Origin of the sequence: Streptomyces eurythermus (genome assembly GCF_014649115.1) — a bacterium.
In the GTDB taxonomy this organism is placed as follows: Bacteria; Actinomycetota; Actinomycetes; order Streptomycetales; family Streptomycetaceae; genus Streptomyces; species Streptomyces eurythermus.
The window spans coordinates 120,042-136,405 of sequence record NZ_BMSK01000010.1 but is presented as its reverse complement, the minus strand read 5'-3'; the positions used below and the strand labels follow the sequence as shown (position 1 = coordinate 136,405).

Below are 16,364 nucleotides of genomic sequence, written 5' to 3'. Positions count from 1 at the left end.
CGGGCCGTGAACGGGCCGGTTCCCCGGCGGTGGCCCGCGATCCGGCGGAGAGCGCCGGATCAGTCCGACTCGCCCGCGTCCGCCGTGCCGTACCGGCGTTCGAAGCGGGCGATGCGGCCTTCGGTGTCGACCGTACGCGCCTTGCCGGTGTAGAAGGGGTGGCTCTCCGAGGAGATCTCCACGTCGATCACCGGGTAGCTCTGGCCGTCGTCCCACTCGATGGTCTGTTCGCTCTGTGCGGTGGACCTTGTGAGAAAGGCGTACCCGGCGGCGCGGTCGCGGAAGACCACGGGGTGGTAGTCGGGGTGCTTGTCCTGCTGCATGGCGGCTCCTCGGGACGGAGGGTCGGGACGGAGGCGTCCGGACTGTCCGGCTCAGCCGGGGAGGGCGTCCTCGTCGACGATGTGCACCGCGGCCTCCTCGGCGGAGGCGGCCGCCCCGTCGATGCCGACGTCGGTGGCGACGAGCGCGGCCTCGTCGTCCTCGTGCGCGCCCTCGTCGGGTGCCACCAGCCGGCCGGACCGGAAGTTGCCGACCTCATTGTCGAGGGGTTCCCCGTCGGTGCCCTCGCAGTCCCCGATTCCGTCACCGTCGGGCGCGGGGAGATCGGGCAGCTCCTCGGCGAGCCGCTGGTCGAGGGTCTCGCCCGCCTGGCGTTCGGCCGCCGTCACACCGACGTGTTCCACCGCCCACGGTCGCTCGGGAGGGGACCAGCCGCGGTCGAGGGGGTCGGCGACGCCGTCGAAGTCCAGGGTGTCCTCGACGTCGAGCACCCCCGAGTCCTCCCGGATCTCCGAGGGATCGGGCTGGTAGACGTCATCCCCCCAACCGTCGGCGTTGTCCACGACTACCTCCAGATGGTGAGGACGGCCGGATGCCGCCGCAGCGGACGGCGAGCCGTCGGCACGCGCGGCACGGGCGTCCCACGCCGTGAACCGGCTGGTCCCCGGGCGCGCCCCGGGCCGCTGCCGCTTTCCAGCCTTCCACCCCGGATCGGCACCGCGCAACGGCACGGCCCCGGGGCCGAGCGCGCAGCCGCGCCACGGGTCCGGACGGAGCCCACCGGGCATCGGAGCGCGGCAACCCGAGGGACCCGCCGCCCCGCTCTCACGGGGCTCCGGACCGGAGCTGGAGGGGCGCCGTCTGCGGCCATGGCGTCAGGCGCCTGCGCCCTTGCCGGATCGACCCCCGTCATCACGGCCGGCGCCCCCGCGCGCACCCCCGGGCGGCCGGCCTCTGCCACCTTTCCCAGGAGGCCGTCCCCCGCGGGCGTGCCCTCCCGCACCCCCGTCCGGTCCTCACCCGTGCCAGGAGCGCCAGAGGGCCGCGTACGCACCCTCCGCCGCGACCAGCTCCTCGTGGCTGCCCAGCTCGCTGATCCGGCCGTTCTCGACGACGGCGATCACGTCGGCGTCATGGGCGGTGTGCAGCCGGTGGGCGATGGCCACCACGGTGCGGCCGTCGAGGACCCGCGCCAGGGAGCGTTCCAGATGGCGGGCCGCGCGAGGGTCGAGCAGCGAGGTCGCCTCGTCCAGGACCAGCGTGTGCGGATCGGCGAGCACCAGCCGGGCCAGCGCGATCTGCTGTGCCTGTGCCGGGGTCAGCGCGAGACCGCCGGAGCCGACCTCGGTGTCCAGGCCGTCGTCCAGGGCCCGCGCCCAGCCGTCCGCGTCGACCGCGCCGAGGGCCGCCCACAGCTCGGCGTCCGTGGCGTCGGTGCGGGCCAGCAGGAGGTTGTCGCGCAGGGAGCCCACGAAGACATGGTGCTCCTGGTTGACCAGGGCGACCTGCGCGCGGACGCGCTCGGCGGGCATCCGGGACAGCTCCGCGCCCCCCAGGGTGACCCGGCCGTCCCGGGGCGCGTAGATCCCGGCGAGCAGCCGGCCCAGGGTGGACTTGCCCGCACCGGACGGGCCGACGAGGGCCATCCGGGTGCCCGGAGCGACCCGCAGGGAGACCTCGCGCAGCACGTCGACACCTTCCCGGTAGCCGAAGCGCACCCGGTCGGCGTCCATCACCCGTCCCTCGGGGACCAGCGCCGCGTCCCCGGCGTCCGGCTCGATGTCCCGGACACCGACCAGGCGGGCCAGCGACACCTGGGCGACCTGCACCTCGTCGTACCAGCGCAGGATCAGGTTGACCGGGTCGACCAGCATCTGCGCGATGAGGGCGCCGGTGGTCAGCTGGCCCACTCCTATCCAGCCCCGCAGCACGAACACCCCGCCGATCATCAGGACCGAGCCGAGCACGAGGAGGTGGACGGTGTTGATGACCGGGAAGAGCACGGAGCGGAGCCAGAGCGTGTACCTCTCCCACGCGACCCACTGGGAAATCCGCTGTTCGGACAGGGCCACGCGGCGGGCGCCGAGGCGGTGCGCCTCGATGGTGTGGCCCGCGTCCACGGTCTCGGCGAGCGCGGCGGCGACGGCGGCGTACCCGGCGGCTTCCGAGCGGTAGCCGGACGGGGCCCGCTTGAAGTACCAGCGGCAGCCGATCACCAGGACGGGCACGGCGAGCAGCACGGCAGCGGCCAGCGGCGGCGCCGTCACCACCAGCCCGCCGAGCAGCAACAGGGCCCACACGACACCGATGGCCAGCTGCGGTACGGCCTCGCGCATGGCGTTGGCCAGCCGGTCGATGTCGGTGGTGATACGGGAGAGCAGGTCGCCGGTGCCCGCCCGTTCCAGCACGCCCGGCGGCAGCCCCACGGACCGGACGAGGAAGTCCTCGCGCAGGTCGGCCAGCATGCGCTCGCCGAGCATCGCGCCCCGCAGCCGTACCTGCCGGACGAACACGGCCTGCACGGTGAGCGCCAGCACGAACAGCCCGGCGGTCAGCCCCAGGTGGAGTTCCCGGGCCTCGTCCGACACCCGCTCGACCAGCCCGCCGAGCAGGTACGGGCCCGCCATGGAAGCGATCACGGCCACCGTGTTGACGGCGATGAGCAGCAGGAAGGCCCGGCGGTGCCGTCGGAACAGCTCGGTGACGTAGGCGCGCACGGTCGCGGCGGCGCCGACGGGCAGGGTGGTGGCGGTCGTCGGGGCCGCCGGGTCGTGGTCCGGCGGTGCCACGCCGATCATGCGCTCTCCTCGATCTCTTCCAGCTCCTGGAGCCCGTCCAGCAGCATGCCGTCGGCGGCGGCCAGTTCCTCGTCGGTCTCCCGGGTGACCACGGCCCGGTACCGGGGCTCGCCGTCGATCAGCTCGCGGTGCGGGCCGACCGCCGCGACCCGGCCCTCGTGCACCAGGGCGACCCGGTCCGCGCGGTCGAGCAGCAGCGGCGAGGAGGTGAACACCACGGTCGTCCGTCCCGACCGCAGTCGGCGCAGCCCGTCCGCGATCCGGGCCTCGGTGTGCGAGTCGACCGCGGAGGTCGGCTCGTCCAGCACCAGCACCTCCGGATCGGTGATCAGTGACCTGGCGAGCGCCAGCCGCTGGCGCTGGCCTCCGGACAGGGACCGGCCGCGCTCGGTGATCCGGGCGTCCAGCGGATCGGCGGCGTCCAGCGAGCCCTGCACCAGCGCGTCCAGCACGTCCTCGCACTGCGCCGCGGCCAGCGCGTCCCCGGCCCGCACGGCACCGGAGGAGGGCACGTCCAGCAGATCGCGCAGCGTGCCGGACAGCAGCACCGGGTCCTTGTCCTGGACGAGGACGGCGGTGCGGGCGCTGTCGAGGGGCAGGTCGTCCAGGGGTACCCCGCCCAGCAGGACCGAACGGTCCGGCTCGGCGGGATGGCCGCCGAGCCGCTCGGCCAGCCGGCCCGCCGCGTCCGGGTCACCGCACACCACGGCGGTGAACCGGCCGGCGGGAGCGAGCAGACCGGTCACCGGGTCGTACAGGTCGCCGCCCGGCACCTCGGCCTCGCGGGTGCCGTCGGTGTCCGTGGACCGCTCCAGTGACAGCACACGCGCGGCGCGCTTGGCCGACGGGCGGGAGAAGGAGTACGCCATGGCGATCTCGCTGAAGTGCCGCAGCGGATAGCTGAGAATCATGACCGCGCTGTAGACGGTGACGAGTTCGCCGACGTCGATCCGTCCCTCGCGGGCCAGGCCGACGCCGCGCCAGACGACCGCGATCAGCAGCAGCCCGGGCAACAGCACTTCCACGGCGGCGATCAGCGACCACATCCGGGCACTGCGCACGGCCGCGTGCCGTACCTCCTGGGAGGCCCGGCGGTAGCGGTCCAGGAACAGCTCCTCGCCGCCGATGCCGCGCAGCACCCGCAGACCCGCGACCGTGTCCGAGGCCAGCTCGGTGGCCCGGCCCGCCTTCTCGCGCTGGACGTCGGCGCGGCGGGTCGCCCGGGGCAGCAGGGGCAGCACCGCGAGCGCCACGACGGGCAGGCCCACGGCGACGACCACGCCGAGCGCGGGCTGGTACACGACCAGGGCGACGGCGACGATCACCACCGTCACGGCGGCGGCGGTGAAGCGGGAGACGGCCTCGACGAACCAGCCGATCTTCTCGACGTCACCCGTGGACACGGCCACCACCTCACCGGCGGCCACCCGCCGGGTCAGGGCGGAGCCCAGGTGGGCGGCCTTGCGCGCCAGCAGCTGCTGGACGCGGGCGGCGGCGGTGATCCAGTTGGTGACGGCGGCGCGGTGCAGCATGGTGTCGCCGACGGCGAGCCCCGTGCCGCACAGCACCAGCAGACCGCCCGTCAGGGCGAGCCGGGTGCCGGAGCGGTCGACGGCCGCCTGCACGGCGAGACCGACGCAGAAGGGCAGGGCGGAGACGGAGACGAAGTGAAGCAGGCCCCAGGCGAGCGACTTCAGCTGTCCGCCCAGCTGATTGCGCCAGAGCCACCACAGGAATCGGGGACCCGAGCGCGCGTCGGGCACGCCCGGATCGGGATACGGAAGGTCTTGGATCTGCATGACGTCCCAGTGGCTCGTGTCAGGGCAGGGCAGGAGCGGAACGCCGCGGTGCGCGGCGACAAGCCGTGAAAGGTTGACGTCATGCGGTGGTGAATTTCAAACAGTTTTTCCCGACGGCCCGCGAAATCGGCGGTGTTCCGGCCATGGCACCGCCGTCCGGCAGCCGGGATCCCTGCTTCCCGGCCGCCGCGCGGTCATCGTCCGCCGGAACCGCCGGAACCGGCGGGTTTCGACGCGCCGGAAGGGGCTGTCGGGCCGGAGGGGGTGGCCCGGGCGGCAGGGCTCTCCGGCGGCCCCGACGTGGCGGACGAGGACACCACGTCCACGTCGCTGGCCCGTACGTACGCGAGCCGGTGACCGAACTGGATCTCGTAGTACTTCTCCCGGCCCCACACCACCGGGTTGGGCGTGTCGCTGAAGGACTTGGCGGTGTAGGAGCTGCCGACACCGGACTGCGTCACATACCGCTGGCCCGCCTCGAAGCTGTACGGGAGCGGCGACTCGTCCGGCTCGTCCACGTCGTCCGGGTACGCCTCCTCCTCCGGCAGGGCGCGCCCGTACACCGGGACCTCGTCCAGGCCCTCCTTCGGGGTGACCATGCGCCCGGCCGCGCCGACGGCGGTCGGACGGTCCTGGGGGTTCCTGAACCAGGCCTTGTTGCCCTGGAACCAGATCGCCGTCCAGTCGCCGCTGCGGTCGGCCACGGCGAAGGTCTGGCCGGCGGAGACCCGCGAGCCCAGGTCGTTGACGTCCACGGTGGAGTCGTCGCCGTCCGGTTTGCGGCCCGGGTCCTGGATCAGCGGGGCGCGCTCGCTCGGCTCGGTGTACAGGCGGACGGCGCTGGAGCCGTGCGGCCGACACGGTGAACCACTGCCGGCGCAGCCCGTGAACGCCGGCTTGTGCGTGGCGTAGTCGGGCAGGATGGTCACCATGTCACTGTCCGGTCCCGCCGTGGCCCGCAGCGGTGCGCCCAGGAGGTCGAAGTAGTGGCGCCAGTCCCAGAAGGGGCCGGGGTCGTCGTGCATGTCGGGAATGCTGTCGGCGGTCGGGGCCGGCACATTGTCGTGGCCGAAGATGTGCTGCCGGTCCAGCGGGATGGCGTACTTCTTCGCCAGGTACTTCACCAGGCGCGCCGAGGCCCGGTACATCCGCTCCGTGTACCAGGTTCCCGGCTGGGTGAGGAACCCCTCGTGCTCGATGCCGATGGAGCGGGCGTTCACGAACTGGCTGCCGGAGTGCCAGGCCTCGTCCTTGGTCTTGACGTGCTGGGTGACGTGGCCGTCGCTGGAGCGGATCGAGTAGTGCCACGACGACTCCGTGGGGTCCTGCACCGTCTGGAGCATGCTCGGCAGCTCCGCCTCGGTGTCGTGGATGACGATGTACTCGATCGGCTGGTCCCTGGGGCGGTCGGCCAGGTCGTGGTTACCGTACGCGCTGTCGTCGATCTCCTCGTACGGCGCGCCGAGCCAGTCGCAGGCCAGTTCCGCGGGGCACTCGACGTCCTTCTGCCGTTGCGGGCCCTGGGCGGTGGGGGCCTGCTGGCGCGGCCGGACGCGGGGGGTGGCGGGGAGCGTGACCTCCTGTCCCTCGGCGGTGGTGCGGTGCGCGCCCCGGCGGATCAGGGCGAAGACGTCGTCGGCGTAGGCGGCGGCCGACGAAACGTCACGGGTGCCCGGGAAGCGCGCCACCGCCTCCCACCAGTCCCCGGGGTCGGCGCTGAGGGGCTTGCCGAGCTGCCGCTGTGTGGCCGCCAGGAGCGCCGCGCCGCCGCGTACGTTGGCGACGGCGTCCTTGCGCAGCTGTTCGGCCGGGACGTGGATCAGCCGGGCCGCGTGGGGCAGGTCCGCGGGCTGCACGGCGTGGCCGGGCGACGTGTCGGCGCCGCCCGTGGCGGCCGGTCCGGGAGCCGCGGCACGGGGCTGGGCGTGGACGCCGTCCGCCGCCCGCGGATCGGCGGAGGGGGCCGGCGTCGTGACGAGCTCGGGGTCCAGCAGGTGCATCGGCCCGAAGCCGCCCGCGACGCTGGGCGCGCCGGGGTGGGAGTCCCAGCGCGACTGCAGGTAGGACACGCTCATGAGGACACTGCGCGGCACGTGGAACTCGCGCGCGGCGTCCGTGAAGGCGTCCTGCAGCCGCCGGTCGGACGGATCGGCGCAGCCGGACATCGGGAGGATCAGCAGCGGTGGCAGCAGCGCCGCCCCCGCGATCACACAGGCTGTACGGCGGCATCTCCGGACGGCACCGGGGATGCGGGCAACGACAGTTCTTCTCATTGCAGGGGCTCTCCCAACCACGCTCGTTCGCAACCAGGGCAAAGGAGTTGCCCGTCGCGCCACCCCTCGTACGTTTCCGTGCCCCGAGCGCCGTGTCGTGGCGAGCGTCACCGGTGTGGACCAGCTCTCCCGCAGAGGCCACCCGGTCGGCGGCAGTGACTCCGCTGCCCGGGGCAACCAAACATGACATGCCGTCCGGTCCCGGCCCGGACGCCCGGTGACCCGGACGCTCAGTCCTCCACCGGGTCCACCTGCCAGTCGGGGTGCCCCGGCATCGGCGGGGTGTGCGCGCCGTACAGCCACGGGCGCAGGAACGGGCCGAGGTCCTCGCCCGCGACCCGGGAGGCGAGCGCGATGAAGTCCCGGGTGCCGGCCGCCCGGCCCCGGTAGGCGGTCACCCAGGCCCGCTCGATCCGGCCGAAGGTCTCCTCGCCGACCTCTTCCCGCAGCGCGAACAGCACCAGCGCCGAGCCGTCGTACCGCATCACCTTGAACAGGGTGGCGTCGGTGGGTTCGGCGGGTGCTCCCTCGTCGTGCCGCCACTGGTCGTGCTGCTCGTACGCCGCCCGCATCACGGATTCCAGAGCGGCCCCGCCGTGCTCGTCGGAGTAGAGCCGTTCGTAGTAACGGGCGTGACCCTCGCTCAGCCACAGGTCGGACCAGCGCCGGATGGCGACGCTGTCGCCCGTCCAATGGTGGGTCAGTTCGTGCACGAGGTTGCGTTCGGCGTCGACCCGGTCGCCCAGCAGGTCGTCCCGGGGCACGACGGCGAGCGACTGGGTCTCCAGCGCCACCGGCAGGTCGGTGTCCCCGACCAGCACGCCGTAGCGGCGGAACGGGTAGGGGCCGAGCCGCTGTTCCAGCCAGGCCAGGTGGTCCGGGGTGAGCGAGCGGTACTCCTCGGTGTCCGCGACCAGGCCGTCCGGCACCACGTCCCGGACGGGCAGCCCGCGCGGCCCCTCGCTGTCGACGAACGTGAACCTCCCGATCGCCAGCTGGACCAGCTGCGCCGCGATCGGCTGTTCGGAGTCGTATGTCCACCGGGTGCGGCCGTCGGGGTGCCGTTCGGTGCCGACGAGGCGGCCGTTGGCCACCGCGCTCACACCGGGCGGGGTCGTCACGCGGAAGGTGATGGGCGCCCGCAGGCTCGGGTGGTCGTTGGCCGGGAAGATCATCCTGGCGCCGTCGGGCTGAGCGCAGACCACGGTCCCGTCGGACGTGGGCACCCAGCCGTAGTCCTGGATGGCGTCGTCGCGGTGGCGTGCTTGCGTCGGGTCGGCGGTGTAGGCGACGTGGACGGTGAAGGCGCGGCCGCGGGGGATCGGCTTGGCGGGGGTGACGACGAGTTCGTCACCGTGGCGCTCGGCGGTGGCCGGTGCCCCGTCGACGGTCACGCGGTGCAGCGTGTTGCCCGCGAAGTCCAGGTCGAAGCGGGACAGGGCCTGGGTGGCGGTGGCGCTGACGGTGGCGCCGGCCTCGAAGGGCGTGCGCGGCGCGCGCCAGTCGAAGTCGAGCGTGTAACGGCGGACGGTGTAGCCGCCGTTGCCGGCCAGCGGCATGAGCGGGTCGCCGATGCCCGGGGCGCCGGGCGACGGGACCGGACCGGTGGCGGTGGCCGGGGCGCCGGGGGCGGGGCGCGGGCCCGGACCGGCGAACGGAGCGGTGACGGTGGCGACGGCGACGCCCGTGAGGGCGAGGGCGAGTACGACGGCTCCGGCGAGCGTGCGGCCGGCCCGGCGGTGGTGTCCCGACGGGTCTGTGACCGGCGCTTTCACCGTGGGTGTCCCTCGGCGGTACGGGGAGCGGGGCTCGCGGCCGGGCGCCCGGCGGCAGGGCCGCCGACGGTCGTGATGTCCATGCCCGCACTATGCCAGTACCATGCGCTTATATAACTGATTGTCACTTTTCTGGGTGCCTGTGCGGTGTCCCGGACGGCCCTCCGTATCGCGCCGATCCCTCGAGGCGTCATTGCGGGGCGGGCCGTCTGCCCGTAGAACACGGGCCATGAGACGAAAGTTAGTCATGTCCATGCTCGCCGGGGCGACCCTTCTGGCGAGCGCCCTCCTCGGCCCGGGTGCGCCGACCGCCCGCGCGGTGGACGTACCCGCCGAGTTCGGCACCGACTGGCACGACCCGGTGACCGCGGCCCCGCCCGTCGGCCGGCCGCACACCCGCTCCTGCCAGGTCACCCTCGCCGACGCGCGGTTCCGTGACTTCACGCCCTACCGCGGCACCTACGCGCCCCCCGAGGGCTGCGGCGACCGCTGGAGCAAGGTCGTGCTGCGCCTCGACGGCAAGGTGAAGGGCCGTCAGTACGACCGGCTCGGTTATCTGCGGGTCGGCGGGGTCGAGTTCCTGCGCACCTCCACCCCGGAACCCTCGCCCGACGGCATCGAGTGGCACGTCGAGAAGGACGTCACCCGCTACAGCGAGACCCTCCGCGCCGCCCGGGACGTCGAGATGCTGATCGGCAACGTCGTGGACGACACCTACACCGGTGTCATCGACGTACACGTCAGCCTCACCTTCTACGCGGGCCGTCCCGCGGCCCCCGCGCCCGACCGGGTCCTCACCCTCGCCGACACGCCCGCCGGTACGACGCTCACCACCCCGCGCAACAGCGAACGGATCGTCGCCGAGGTGTACGCGACCGGTTCGGGCGGCGGCTGCGAGGAGTTCTGGTACCTGACCGTCGCCGACCCGGCGCCGTACTCCTGCAAGGCCGACCACGGGCCGTACCGGGAGGTGCGGATCAGCGTCGACGGGCGGCTCGCCGGCATCGCGGCGCCGTACCCGCACGTGTGGACGGGCGGCTGGTCCAACCCCTTCCTCTGGTACGTCGTCCCGGCCCCGCGTGCCTTCGACGTGCACCCTGTCGAGTACGACCTCACGCCCTTCGCCGGCCTGCTCAACGACGGCCGCCCGCACCGCGTGGAGGTGTCCGTCGCCGGGGTGCCGACGGGGCAGCCCGGCTGGAGCACACCGGTGAACGTCCTGGTCTGGCAGGACCCGCACCGGGCCCGCGTGCCCGGCGCGCTCACCGAGGACACCGCCACCGACCTCGTCAACTCCTCGGTCCACACGCCCGGCCGGGAGCACCGGGTGGACACCGAGGCGGGGCACCGGCTCACCGTCTCCGGCTACCTGGACACCTCTCACGGACGGGTGACCACCACCGTCACCCGGACGCTCGCCCACACCTCCGTCCACCGTTGGACCGAGGGCGAGAACACGGACGGACTCGACGCCTCCTGGAGCGACGACGAGTCGGTCGTGCGCGCCGGACACGGCCCGGCGCGCACGACGCGCACCCACCGGACGTACACCATGAACGGCACCGTCACCCTCGGCCCGGACGACCGGCTGCGCACCGTGCTCACGGTCGGCGACCGGGCGTCGGCGGTGACGCGCGAGGGCGGCCGGCGCACCGCGTGGTCGCGGCTGGACGACACCTACAGCGGCGACGCCGCGTACACCCTGAACGTCCCGCGCGACCAGCGGCACGCGGTGGGCACATCGACCGAGCGCTACCGCCTCCTCGGTTCGGCGGGCTGCTACGACCGCTCCCTGACCACGGTCCAGGGAGTGCTGACGGAGGACCGCGACCGCTGCTGAGCCCGGCGGGCCGCCGTCGCGGACACAAGGGCCCCCGCTCCGAGGCAGGCCGCACCGGCCGTCCGGACAACAACCACGGGCCGGGGGCCCTTTCCCAGGGAGACGGCCGCTCAGCAGCGCGGCGCGGCCTCCCCGTCGATCAGCGTGTCCAGCAGTACGCCGAGCACCTGGCGCTCCTTCTCCGTCAGCGGCGCCAGTATCTCCTCGGCCGCCGAGCGGCGGGCGCCGCGCAGTTCCAGCAGGGTCGCGCGGCCTTCTTCGGTCAGCTCGATGCGGGTCACGCGCCGGTTCGCCGGGTCCGGCACCCGCCGGACCTTGCCGCCCGCCTCCAGCCCGTCGACCAGCGTCGTCACCGCGCGCGGCACGACCTCCAGCCGCTCGGCCAGGTCGGCCATGCGCGGCGGTGAGGGATAGTGCGCGAGGGTGCGCAGCAGCCGGGACTGGGCCGGGGTGACGCCCAGGTCGCGCCGTTCCAGATGACGTTTCTGGATGCGGTGCACCCGGCGGGTGAGCCGTAGCAACTGCTCGGCGAGCAGGCCGTCGGGATCGGGGGTGGTCATGCGGGAACAATATCAGGACGCCGTTCATTGTGAATATAGGTAACAATGAGCTACGATCAGTCATGCATCGTCGGCCGTCCCGGGCCGCCCCCTCGTTCACCTCCGTAGGAGCCCATGCACCCCGACCACGAACCCTCCTGGACCCCACCTGCCGACGCCGGCGAGCAGCCCCGGCAGGTGCGCCGCATCCTGCGGCTCTTCCGTCCCTACCGCGGGCGCCTCGCCGTCGTCGGGCTGCTGGTCGGCGCCTCCTCGCTGGTCTCGGTGGCCACGCCGTTCCTGCTGCGGGAGACGCTCGACGTCGCCATCCCCGAGGGCCGTACGGGTCTGCTGAGCCTGCTCGCGCTCGGCATGATCCTCAGCGCCGTCCTGGCCGGCGTCTTCGGCGTGCTCCAGACGCTGATCTCGACCACCGTCGGCCAGCGGGTCATGCACGATCTGCGCACGGCGGTCTACGGCCGGCTCCAGCGCATGTCGCTCGCCTTCTTCACCCGCACCCGCACCGGTGAGGTGCAGTCCCGCATCGCCAACGACATCGGCGGTATGCAGGCCACCGTCACCTCCACCGCCACCTCCCTGGTCTCCAACGTCACCAGCGTGGTCGCCACGGTCGTCGCCATGGTCGCCCTGGACTGGCGGCTGACGATCGTCTCGCTCGTCCTGCTGCCGGCGTTCGTCTGGATCAGCCGCCGCGTCGGCAACGAACGCAAGAAGATCACCACCCAGCGGCAGAGACAGATGGCCGCGATGGCGGCCACGGTCACCGAGTCGCTCTCGGTCAGCGGCATCCTGCTCGGCCGCACCATGGGCCGCTCCGACTCGCTGACCGCGTCCTTCGCCACCGAGTCCGAGCGCCTGGTCGACCTGGAGGTCAGATCGAACATGGCCGGGCGCTGGCGCATGGCCGTGATCACGATCGTCATGGCCGCGATGCCCGCCGTCATCTACTGGACCGCCGGCCTCGCCCTCCGGTTCGGCGGGCCCGACGTCTCCCTCGGCACCATCGTCGCCTTCGTCTCCCTCCAGCAGGGCCTGTTCCGCCCGGCCGTGAGCCTGCTGGCGACCGGCGTCCAGATCCAGACCTCCCTGGCGCTCTTCCAGCGCATCTTCGAGTACCTGGACCTGCCGGTGGACATCACCGAGCGCGAGCGGCCGGTCCGCCTCGACACGGTCAAGGGCGAAGTCCGCTTCGAGAACGTCGAGTTCCGCTATGACGACAAGGGCGGCCCCGTCCTCGACGGTATCGACATCACCGTGCCGGCCGGCGGCAGCCTCGCCGTCGTCGGCCCGACCGGTGCCGGGAAGTCCACGCTCGGCTATCTCGTGCCCCGCCTGTACGACGTCACCGGCGGCCGGGTCACCCTGGACGGAGTGGACGTCCGCGACCTCGACTTCGACACCCTCGCCCGCGCGGTCGGCGTCGTCTCCCAGGAGACGTACCTCTTCCACGCCTCGGTCGCCGACAACCTGCGCTTCGCCAAGCCGGACGCCACCGACGAGGAGTTGCACGCGGCGGCCAGGGCGGCGCAGATCCACGACCACATCACCGCGCTGCCTGACGGCTACGACACGATCGTGGGCGAACGCGGCCACCGCTTCTCCGGCGGCGAGAAGCAGCGTCTGGCCATAGCCCGCACCATCCTGCGCGACCCGCCGGTCCTCATCCTGGACGAGGCGACCAGCGCGCTCGACACCCGCACCGAAGCCGCCGTCCAGCAGGCCATCGACGCGCTCTCGGCCGACCGCACCACCCTCACCATCGCCCACCGGCTGTCCACCGTGCGCGACGCCGACCAGATCGTGGTGCTGGACTCCGGGCGCGTCGCCGAACGCGGCACGCACGAGGAACTCCTGGAGCGGGACGGGCGGTACGCGGCCCTGGTGCGCCGCGATGCGCAACTGCGACCGACAGACTGAACATATGCCAGGTTTATGACGATATGCGTATTACCGTGCCCGCATGCAGACGAACACTCCGCCACGGAACACGCTCCGACTGACACGCCGGGGAAGACTCGTCACGCTCGTGGCCGGCGCCGTCGCGGCCGGCACCGCCGTGGCGGTGCCGCTGCTGCTGCTCGCGGGCGACCGCGACGAGGCCGGGTCCGCCTCCCTGGTCATCCCGGAGGGCTGGCGCGCGAGCCAGGTGTACGACGCGGTCGACAAGGCGCTGCGGCTGCCGCCGGGCAGCACCCGCAAGTCGCTCGGCAAGGCGGCGCTGAAACTGCCGGGCGAGGCCCAGGGCAACCCGGAGGGCTATCTCTTCCCGGCGACATATCCGATCCCGGAAGGAGCCACCCCCGAGTCGCTGCTGCGCACCATGGTCGACACCGCCAACGACAAGTACGGCCTCGCCCCGGTCACGGCCGGGGCACAGCGGAACGCGATGAACCTCCACCAGGCCGTCACCGTCGCCAGCATCGTCCAGGCCGAGGCCGACACCAAGGCGGACATGGGCAAGATCGCCCGGGTCATCCTCAACCGGCTGGCCCGCGGAATGCCGCTGCAGATGGACTCGACCGTCAGCTACGCGCTCGAACACGACCCCGCCCAGGCCGGCCAGGGCAGCGGGCAGGTGCAGAGCCCGTACAACTCCTACCAGCGCATGGGCCTGCCCCCGACCCCGATCGACAACCCCGGCGCGGACGCGATGCGCGCGGCCCTGAACCCCACGCCGGGCGACTGGCTGTACTGCGTCACGGTCCGGCCCGGGGACACCCGCTTCACCGCCGACTACGACGAGCACCTGCGGAACGTGGCCGAGTTCCACGCCGTCCACCAGAGCGCGGCACCGGCCCAGCCGGACGGCGGCGTGCCCTGGTCCTCGTCCTCCCCGGTCCCCGCGCAGCCCTCGGGCGGCTGAGCGGCGGGACGTCACGCGGCGAGGGGCTCCCCGGCGAGCAGCCGCCGGATGTCCCGGACGGCCGCGCGCCCGGCCCGGTTGGCCCCGATGGTGCTGGCGGAGGGGCCGTAGCCCAGGAGATGGACCCGCGGATCGGCGACCGCGCGGGTGCCCTCCAGCCGGATGCCGCCGCCCGGCTCGCGCAGCCCGAGCGGCGCGAGATGGTCGAGCGCGGCGCGGAAGCCGGTCGCCCACAGGATCACGTCGGCCGCCACCTTGCGGCCGTCCCGCCACTCCACACCGTCCGGGACGACCCGGTCGAACATCGGCTGCCGGTCCAGGACACCGTCCGCCAGCCCCTGCCGGATCGCGTCGTTCAGGGGCAGCCCGGTGACCGAGACCACACTGCGCGGCGGCAGCCCCTGGCGCACCCGCTCCTCCACCAGCGCGACGGCCGCACGGCCCGCGCCCTCGTCGAACGGCCCCTCGCGGAAGACCGGGGGCCGCCGGGTGACCCACGTGGTCGTGGCGGCGTACGGGGCGAGCTCCAGCAGATGCTGGGTGCCCGAGGCGCCACCGCCCACCACCACGACCCGCCGGCCGGCGAACTCCTCGGGGCCGGTGTACTGCGCGGTGTGCAACTGCCGCCCCCGGAAGGACTCCTGGCCGGGGTAGCGCGGCCAGAACGGCCGGTCCCAGGTGCCGGTCGCGTTGATCAGCGCCCGCGCCGCCCAGGTGCCGTCCGGCGTCTCGACGAGCAGTCGCCCCCCGCTGCCCTCGCGCACCGCGCGGACGTCCACGGGACGCCGCACCCGCAGGCCGAAGGCGCGCTCATAGCGGTCGAAATATTCCCGGACCACCTCGGACGAGGGCCGCGCCGGGTCGGCGTCCGTCAGCTCCATGCCGGGCAGCGCGTGCATCCCGTGCACCTTGCCGAAGGTCAGCGAGGGCCACCGGAACTGCCAGGCGCCGCCCGGCCCGGGGGAGTGGTCGAGGACCACGAAGTCGCGGTCCGGCTCGAAACCGGTCCGCCGCAGGTGATAGGCGGCGGACAGGCCTGCCTGACCCGCGCCGATGACGACGGCCTCGACCTCGCGTGCTGCGTTCACGCCTGTCCCCAACACGAACCGGCACACGGATCTTCCCGGCGGCCCCGCGTCGTCCTCAGCCCTTCGCCGGAGTCGTCGACGGCGGCAGGCCGCCGTTGTACCGCCGGTCCACGAAGCCGGCGAAGTCGACCTTGTGCGGGATGAGCCGCAGCTCGGCGAAGGCGTCGGCGATCCGCTGCTCGGAGGCGACCAGCGGATTGTCGACGGCGACCGCCACGCGGGTGGAGTTCGTGCGCCGCACGGACGCCAGAGCCACCTCGTACGGCAGACCGGTGTCTTTCGCCCACACCTTGGCCCACTCCTCCTGGTGGTCGTACACCCAGTTCGTGGCCCGCCGCAGCCGCGCCAGATAGTCCTTGACGGCGGCGGCCTTCTCCGGGTCCTTCAGCGCGGCGGGCGAGGCGACCTGGAAGGTGAGGCCGTTGGTCACGCCGTCGCCGGTGGTGAGCACCCGGCCCCGCCCGGCCTGGAGGATCTGTGAGGTGTACGGGTCCCAGACCGCCCAGGCGTCGACCTTGCCGGAGGTGAACGCGGCGAGCGCGTCGGCCGGCTGGAGGTACTTCACCTTGACGTCGGACAGGCTCAGCCCTGCCTTCTCGAGCGAGGCGACCAGCTGATAGTGGGCGGACGAGCCCTGGGCGACGGCGACGGACCTGCCCTTCAGCTGCCGGGTACCGGTCAGCTCCGAGCCGTTCGGCACCAGGATGGTGTCGCCCTTGGACGTGCCGTGCCAGGCCGCCACGACGGTGATCTTCGATCCGGCGCCGGCCGCGAAGACGGGCGGGGTGTTGCCGACACCACCGATGTCGACGGCCCGGGCGTTGACGGCCTCCAGCAGCGGCGGGCCGGAGGTGAAGGTCGACCACTTGATCTTGTAGTGCAGGTTCTCGAGCTCTCCGGCGGCGCGCAGGATGGCCTCCGAACCCCCCTTCTGGTCGCCGACGTCGAGCGTGACCGGGCCCGTTCCGTCGGTGTCGGTGCTCGCGGACGAGCTGCCGCCGCAGGCGGTGAGCAGAAGGGCGAGGGGCAGGAGCAGCGCGGCGGGGACGAGTCGTCGTCGCATGACGGTTCCGTTCGGTGCGAGGG

The 16,364-nt window shown here is 73.1% G+C and carries 12 protein-coding genes; 3 read left to right on the top strand and 9 right to left on the bottom strand.

Annotated elements, in window-relative coordinates; genetic code table 11:
- Window positions 1-59: 59 nt before the first annotated feature.
- The 6 genes from IE251_RS20395 to IE251_RS20370 form a co-directional block, all read right to left on the bottom strand.
- The gene (locus IE251_RS20395; protein ID WP_189754428.1) at window positions 60-323 is read right to left on the bottom strand and encodes a type B 50S ribosomal protein L31; all 264 of its coding nucleotides are present in this window, start codon (window positions 321-323) and stop codon (window positions 60-62) included.
- Window positions 324-374: 51 nt separating this feature from the next.
- On the bottom strand, window positions 375-845 hold the full coding sequence (locus IE251_RS20390; RefSeq protein WP_189754427.1) for a DUF5709 domain-containing protein: 471 nt from the start codon (window positions 843-845) through the stop codon (window positions 375-377).
- 453 nt (window positions 846-1,298) lie between these two features.
- Entirely contained in the window at window positions 1,299-3,080 is a 1,782-nt protein-coding gene (locus tag IE251_RS20385; protein WP_189754426.1) for an ABC transporter ATP-binding protein, read from the bottom strand.
- Window positions 3,077-4,879, bottom strand: a complete 1,803-nt coding sequence (locus IE251_RS20380; protein WP_189754425.1) for an ABC transporter transmembrane domain-containing protein — start codon at window positions 4,877-4,879, stop codon at window positions 3,077-3,079. The genes IE251_RS20385 and IE251_RS20380 overlap by 4 nt, the downstream gene beginning before the upstream one ends.
- A 194-nt stretch (window positions 4,880-5,073) precedes the next feature.
- Window positions 5,074-7,089, bottom strand: coding sequence for an N-acetylmuramoyl-L-alanine amidase (locus IE251_RS20375; RefSeq protein ID WP_189754424.1), 2,016 nt, complete (start codon window positions 7,087-7,089; stop codon window positions 5,074-5,076).
- A 293-nt stretch (window positions 7,090-7,382) separates the two neighbouring features.
- Window positions 7,383-8,711: a M1 family metallopeptidase gene (locus IE251_RS20370; RefSeq protein ID WP_189754606.1), complete on the bottom strand. Its 1,329-nt coding sequence runs from the start codon at window positions 8,709-8,711 to the stop codon at window positions 7,383-7,385.
- A gap of 445 nt (window positions 8,712-9,156) precedes the next feature.
- Here IE251_RS20370 and IE251_RS20365 point away from each other — a divergent pair, with 445 nt between their 5' ends.
- Window positions 9,157-10,767 (top strand): peptide-N4-asparagine amidase, encoded by a 1,611-nt coding sequence (locus tag IE251_RS20365; RefSeq protein WP_307784865.1) that lies wholly within the window; start codon window positions 9,157-9,159, stop codon window positions 10,765-10,767.
- Window positions 10,768-10,877: 110 nt separating this feature from the next.
- Here IE251_RS20365 and IE251_RS20360 read toward each other — a convergent pair whose 3' ends face one another.
- Window positions 10,878-11,327, bottom strand: a complete 450-nt coding sequence (locus IE251_RS20360) for a MarR family winged helix-turn-helix transcriptional regulator (RefSeq protein ID WP_189754423.1) — start codon at window positions 11,325-11,327, stop codon at window positions 10,878-10,880.
- A 114-nt stretch (window positions 11,328-11,441) separates the two neighbouring features.
- Between IE251_RS20360 and IE251_RS20355 the strand changes: the two genes are divergently transcribed.
- On the top strand, window positions 11,442-13,244 hold the full coding sequence (locus tag IE251_RS20355; protein WP_189754422.1) for an ABC transporter ATP-binding protein: 1,803 nt from the start codon (window positions 11,442-11,444) through the stop codon (window positions 13,242-13,244).
- Window positions 13,245-13,287: 43 nt separating this feature from the next.
- The gene (mltG, locus tag IE251_RS20350; RefSeq protein WP_189754421.1) at window positions 13,288-14,190 is read left to right on the top strand and encodes an endolytic transglycosylase MltG; all 903 of its coding nucleotides are present in this window, start codon (window positions 13,288-13,290) and stop codon (window positions 14,188-14,190) included.
- A gap of 11 nt (window positions 14,191-14,201) precedes the next feature.
- On the opposite strand, the gene IE251_RS20345 is transcribed toward mltG, so the two are convergent.
- Both IE251_RS20345 and IE251_RS20340 read right to left on the bottom strand, forming a co-directional pair.
- A complete protein-coding gene (locus tag IE251_RS20345) occupies window positions 14,202-15,278 on the bottom strand; it encodes an NAD(P)-binding domain-containing protein (RefSeq protein ID WP_189754420.1) in 1,077 nt (358 codons plus the stop codon).
- 55 nt (window positions 15,279-15,333) lie between these two features.
- Window positions 15,334-16,341, bottom strand: coding sequence for an ABC transporter substrate-binding protein (locus IE251_RS20340; protein WP_189754419.1), 1,008 nt, complete (start codon window positions 16,339-16,341; stop codon window positions 15,334-15,336).
- Window positions 16,342-16,364 lie beyond the last annotated feature (23 nt).

Coding starts and splice junctions, on each gene's coding strand:
- IE251_RS20395 (WP_189754428.1), bottom strand. CDS start 323: ATGCAGCAGGACAAGCACCCCGACTACCACCCCGTGGTCTTCCGCGAC.
- IE251_RS20385 (WP_189754426.1), bottom strand. CDS start 3,080: ATGATCGGCGTGGCACCGCCGGACCACGACCCGGCGGCCCCGACGACC.
- IE251_RS20380 (WP_189754425.1), bottom strand. CDS start 4,879: ATGCAGATCCAAGACCTTCCGTATCCCGATCCGGGCGTGCCCGACGCG.
- IE251_RS20370 (WP_189754606.1), bottom strand. CDS start 8,711: ATGCCGCTGGCCGGCAACGGCGGCTACACCGTCCGCCGTTACACGCTC.
- IE251_RS20365 (WP_307784865.1), top strand. CDS start 9,157: ATGAGACGAAAGTTAGTCATGTCCATGCTCGCCGGGGCGACCCTTCTG.
- IE251_RS20360 (WP_189754423.1), bottom strand. CDS start 11,327: ATGACCACCCCCGATCCCGACGGCCTGCTCGCCGAGCAGTTGCTACGG.
- IE251_RS20355 (WP_189754422.1), top strand. CDS start 11,442: ATGCACCCCGACCACGAACCCTCCTGGACCCCACCTGCCGACGCCGGC.
- mltG (WP_189754421.1), top strand. CDS start 13,288: ATGCAGACGAACACTCCGCCACGGAACACGCTCCGACTGACACGCCGG.
- IE251_RS20340 (WP_189754419.1), bottom strand. CDS start 16,341: ATGCGACGACGACTCGTCCCCGCCGCGCTGCTCCTGCCCCTCGCCCTT.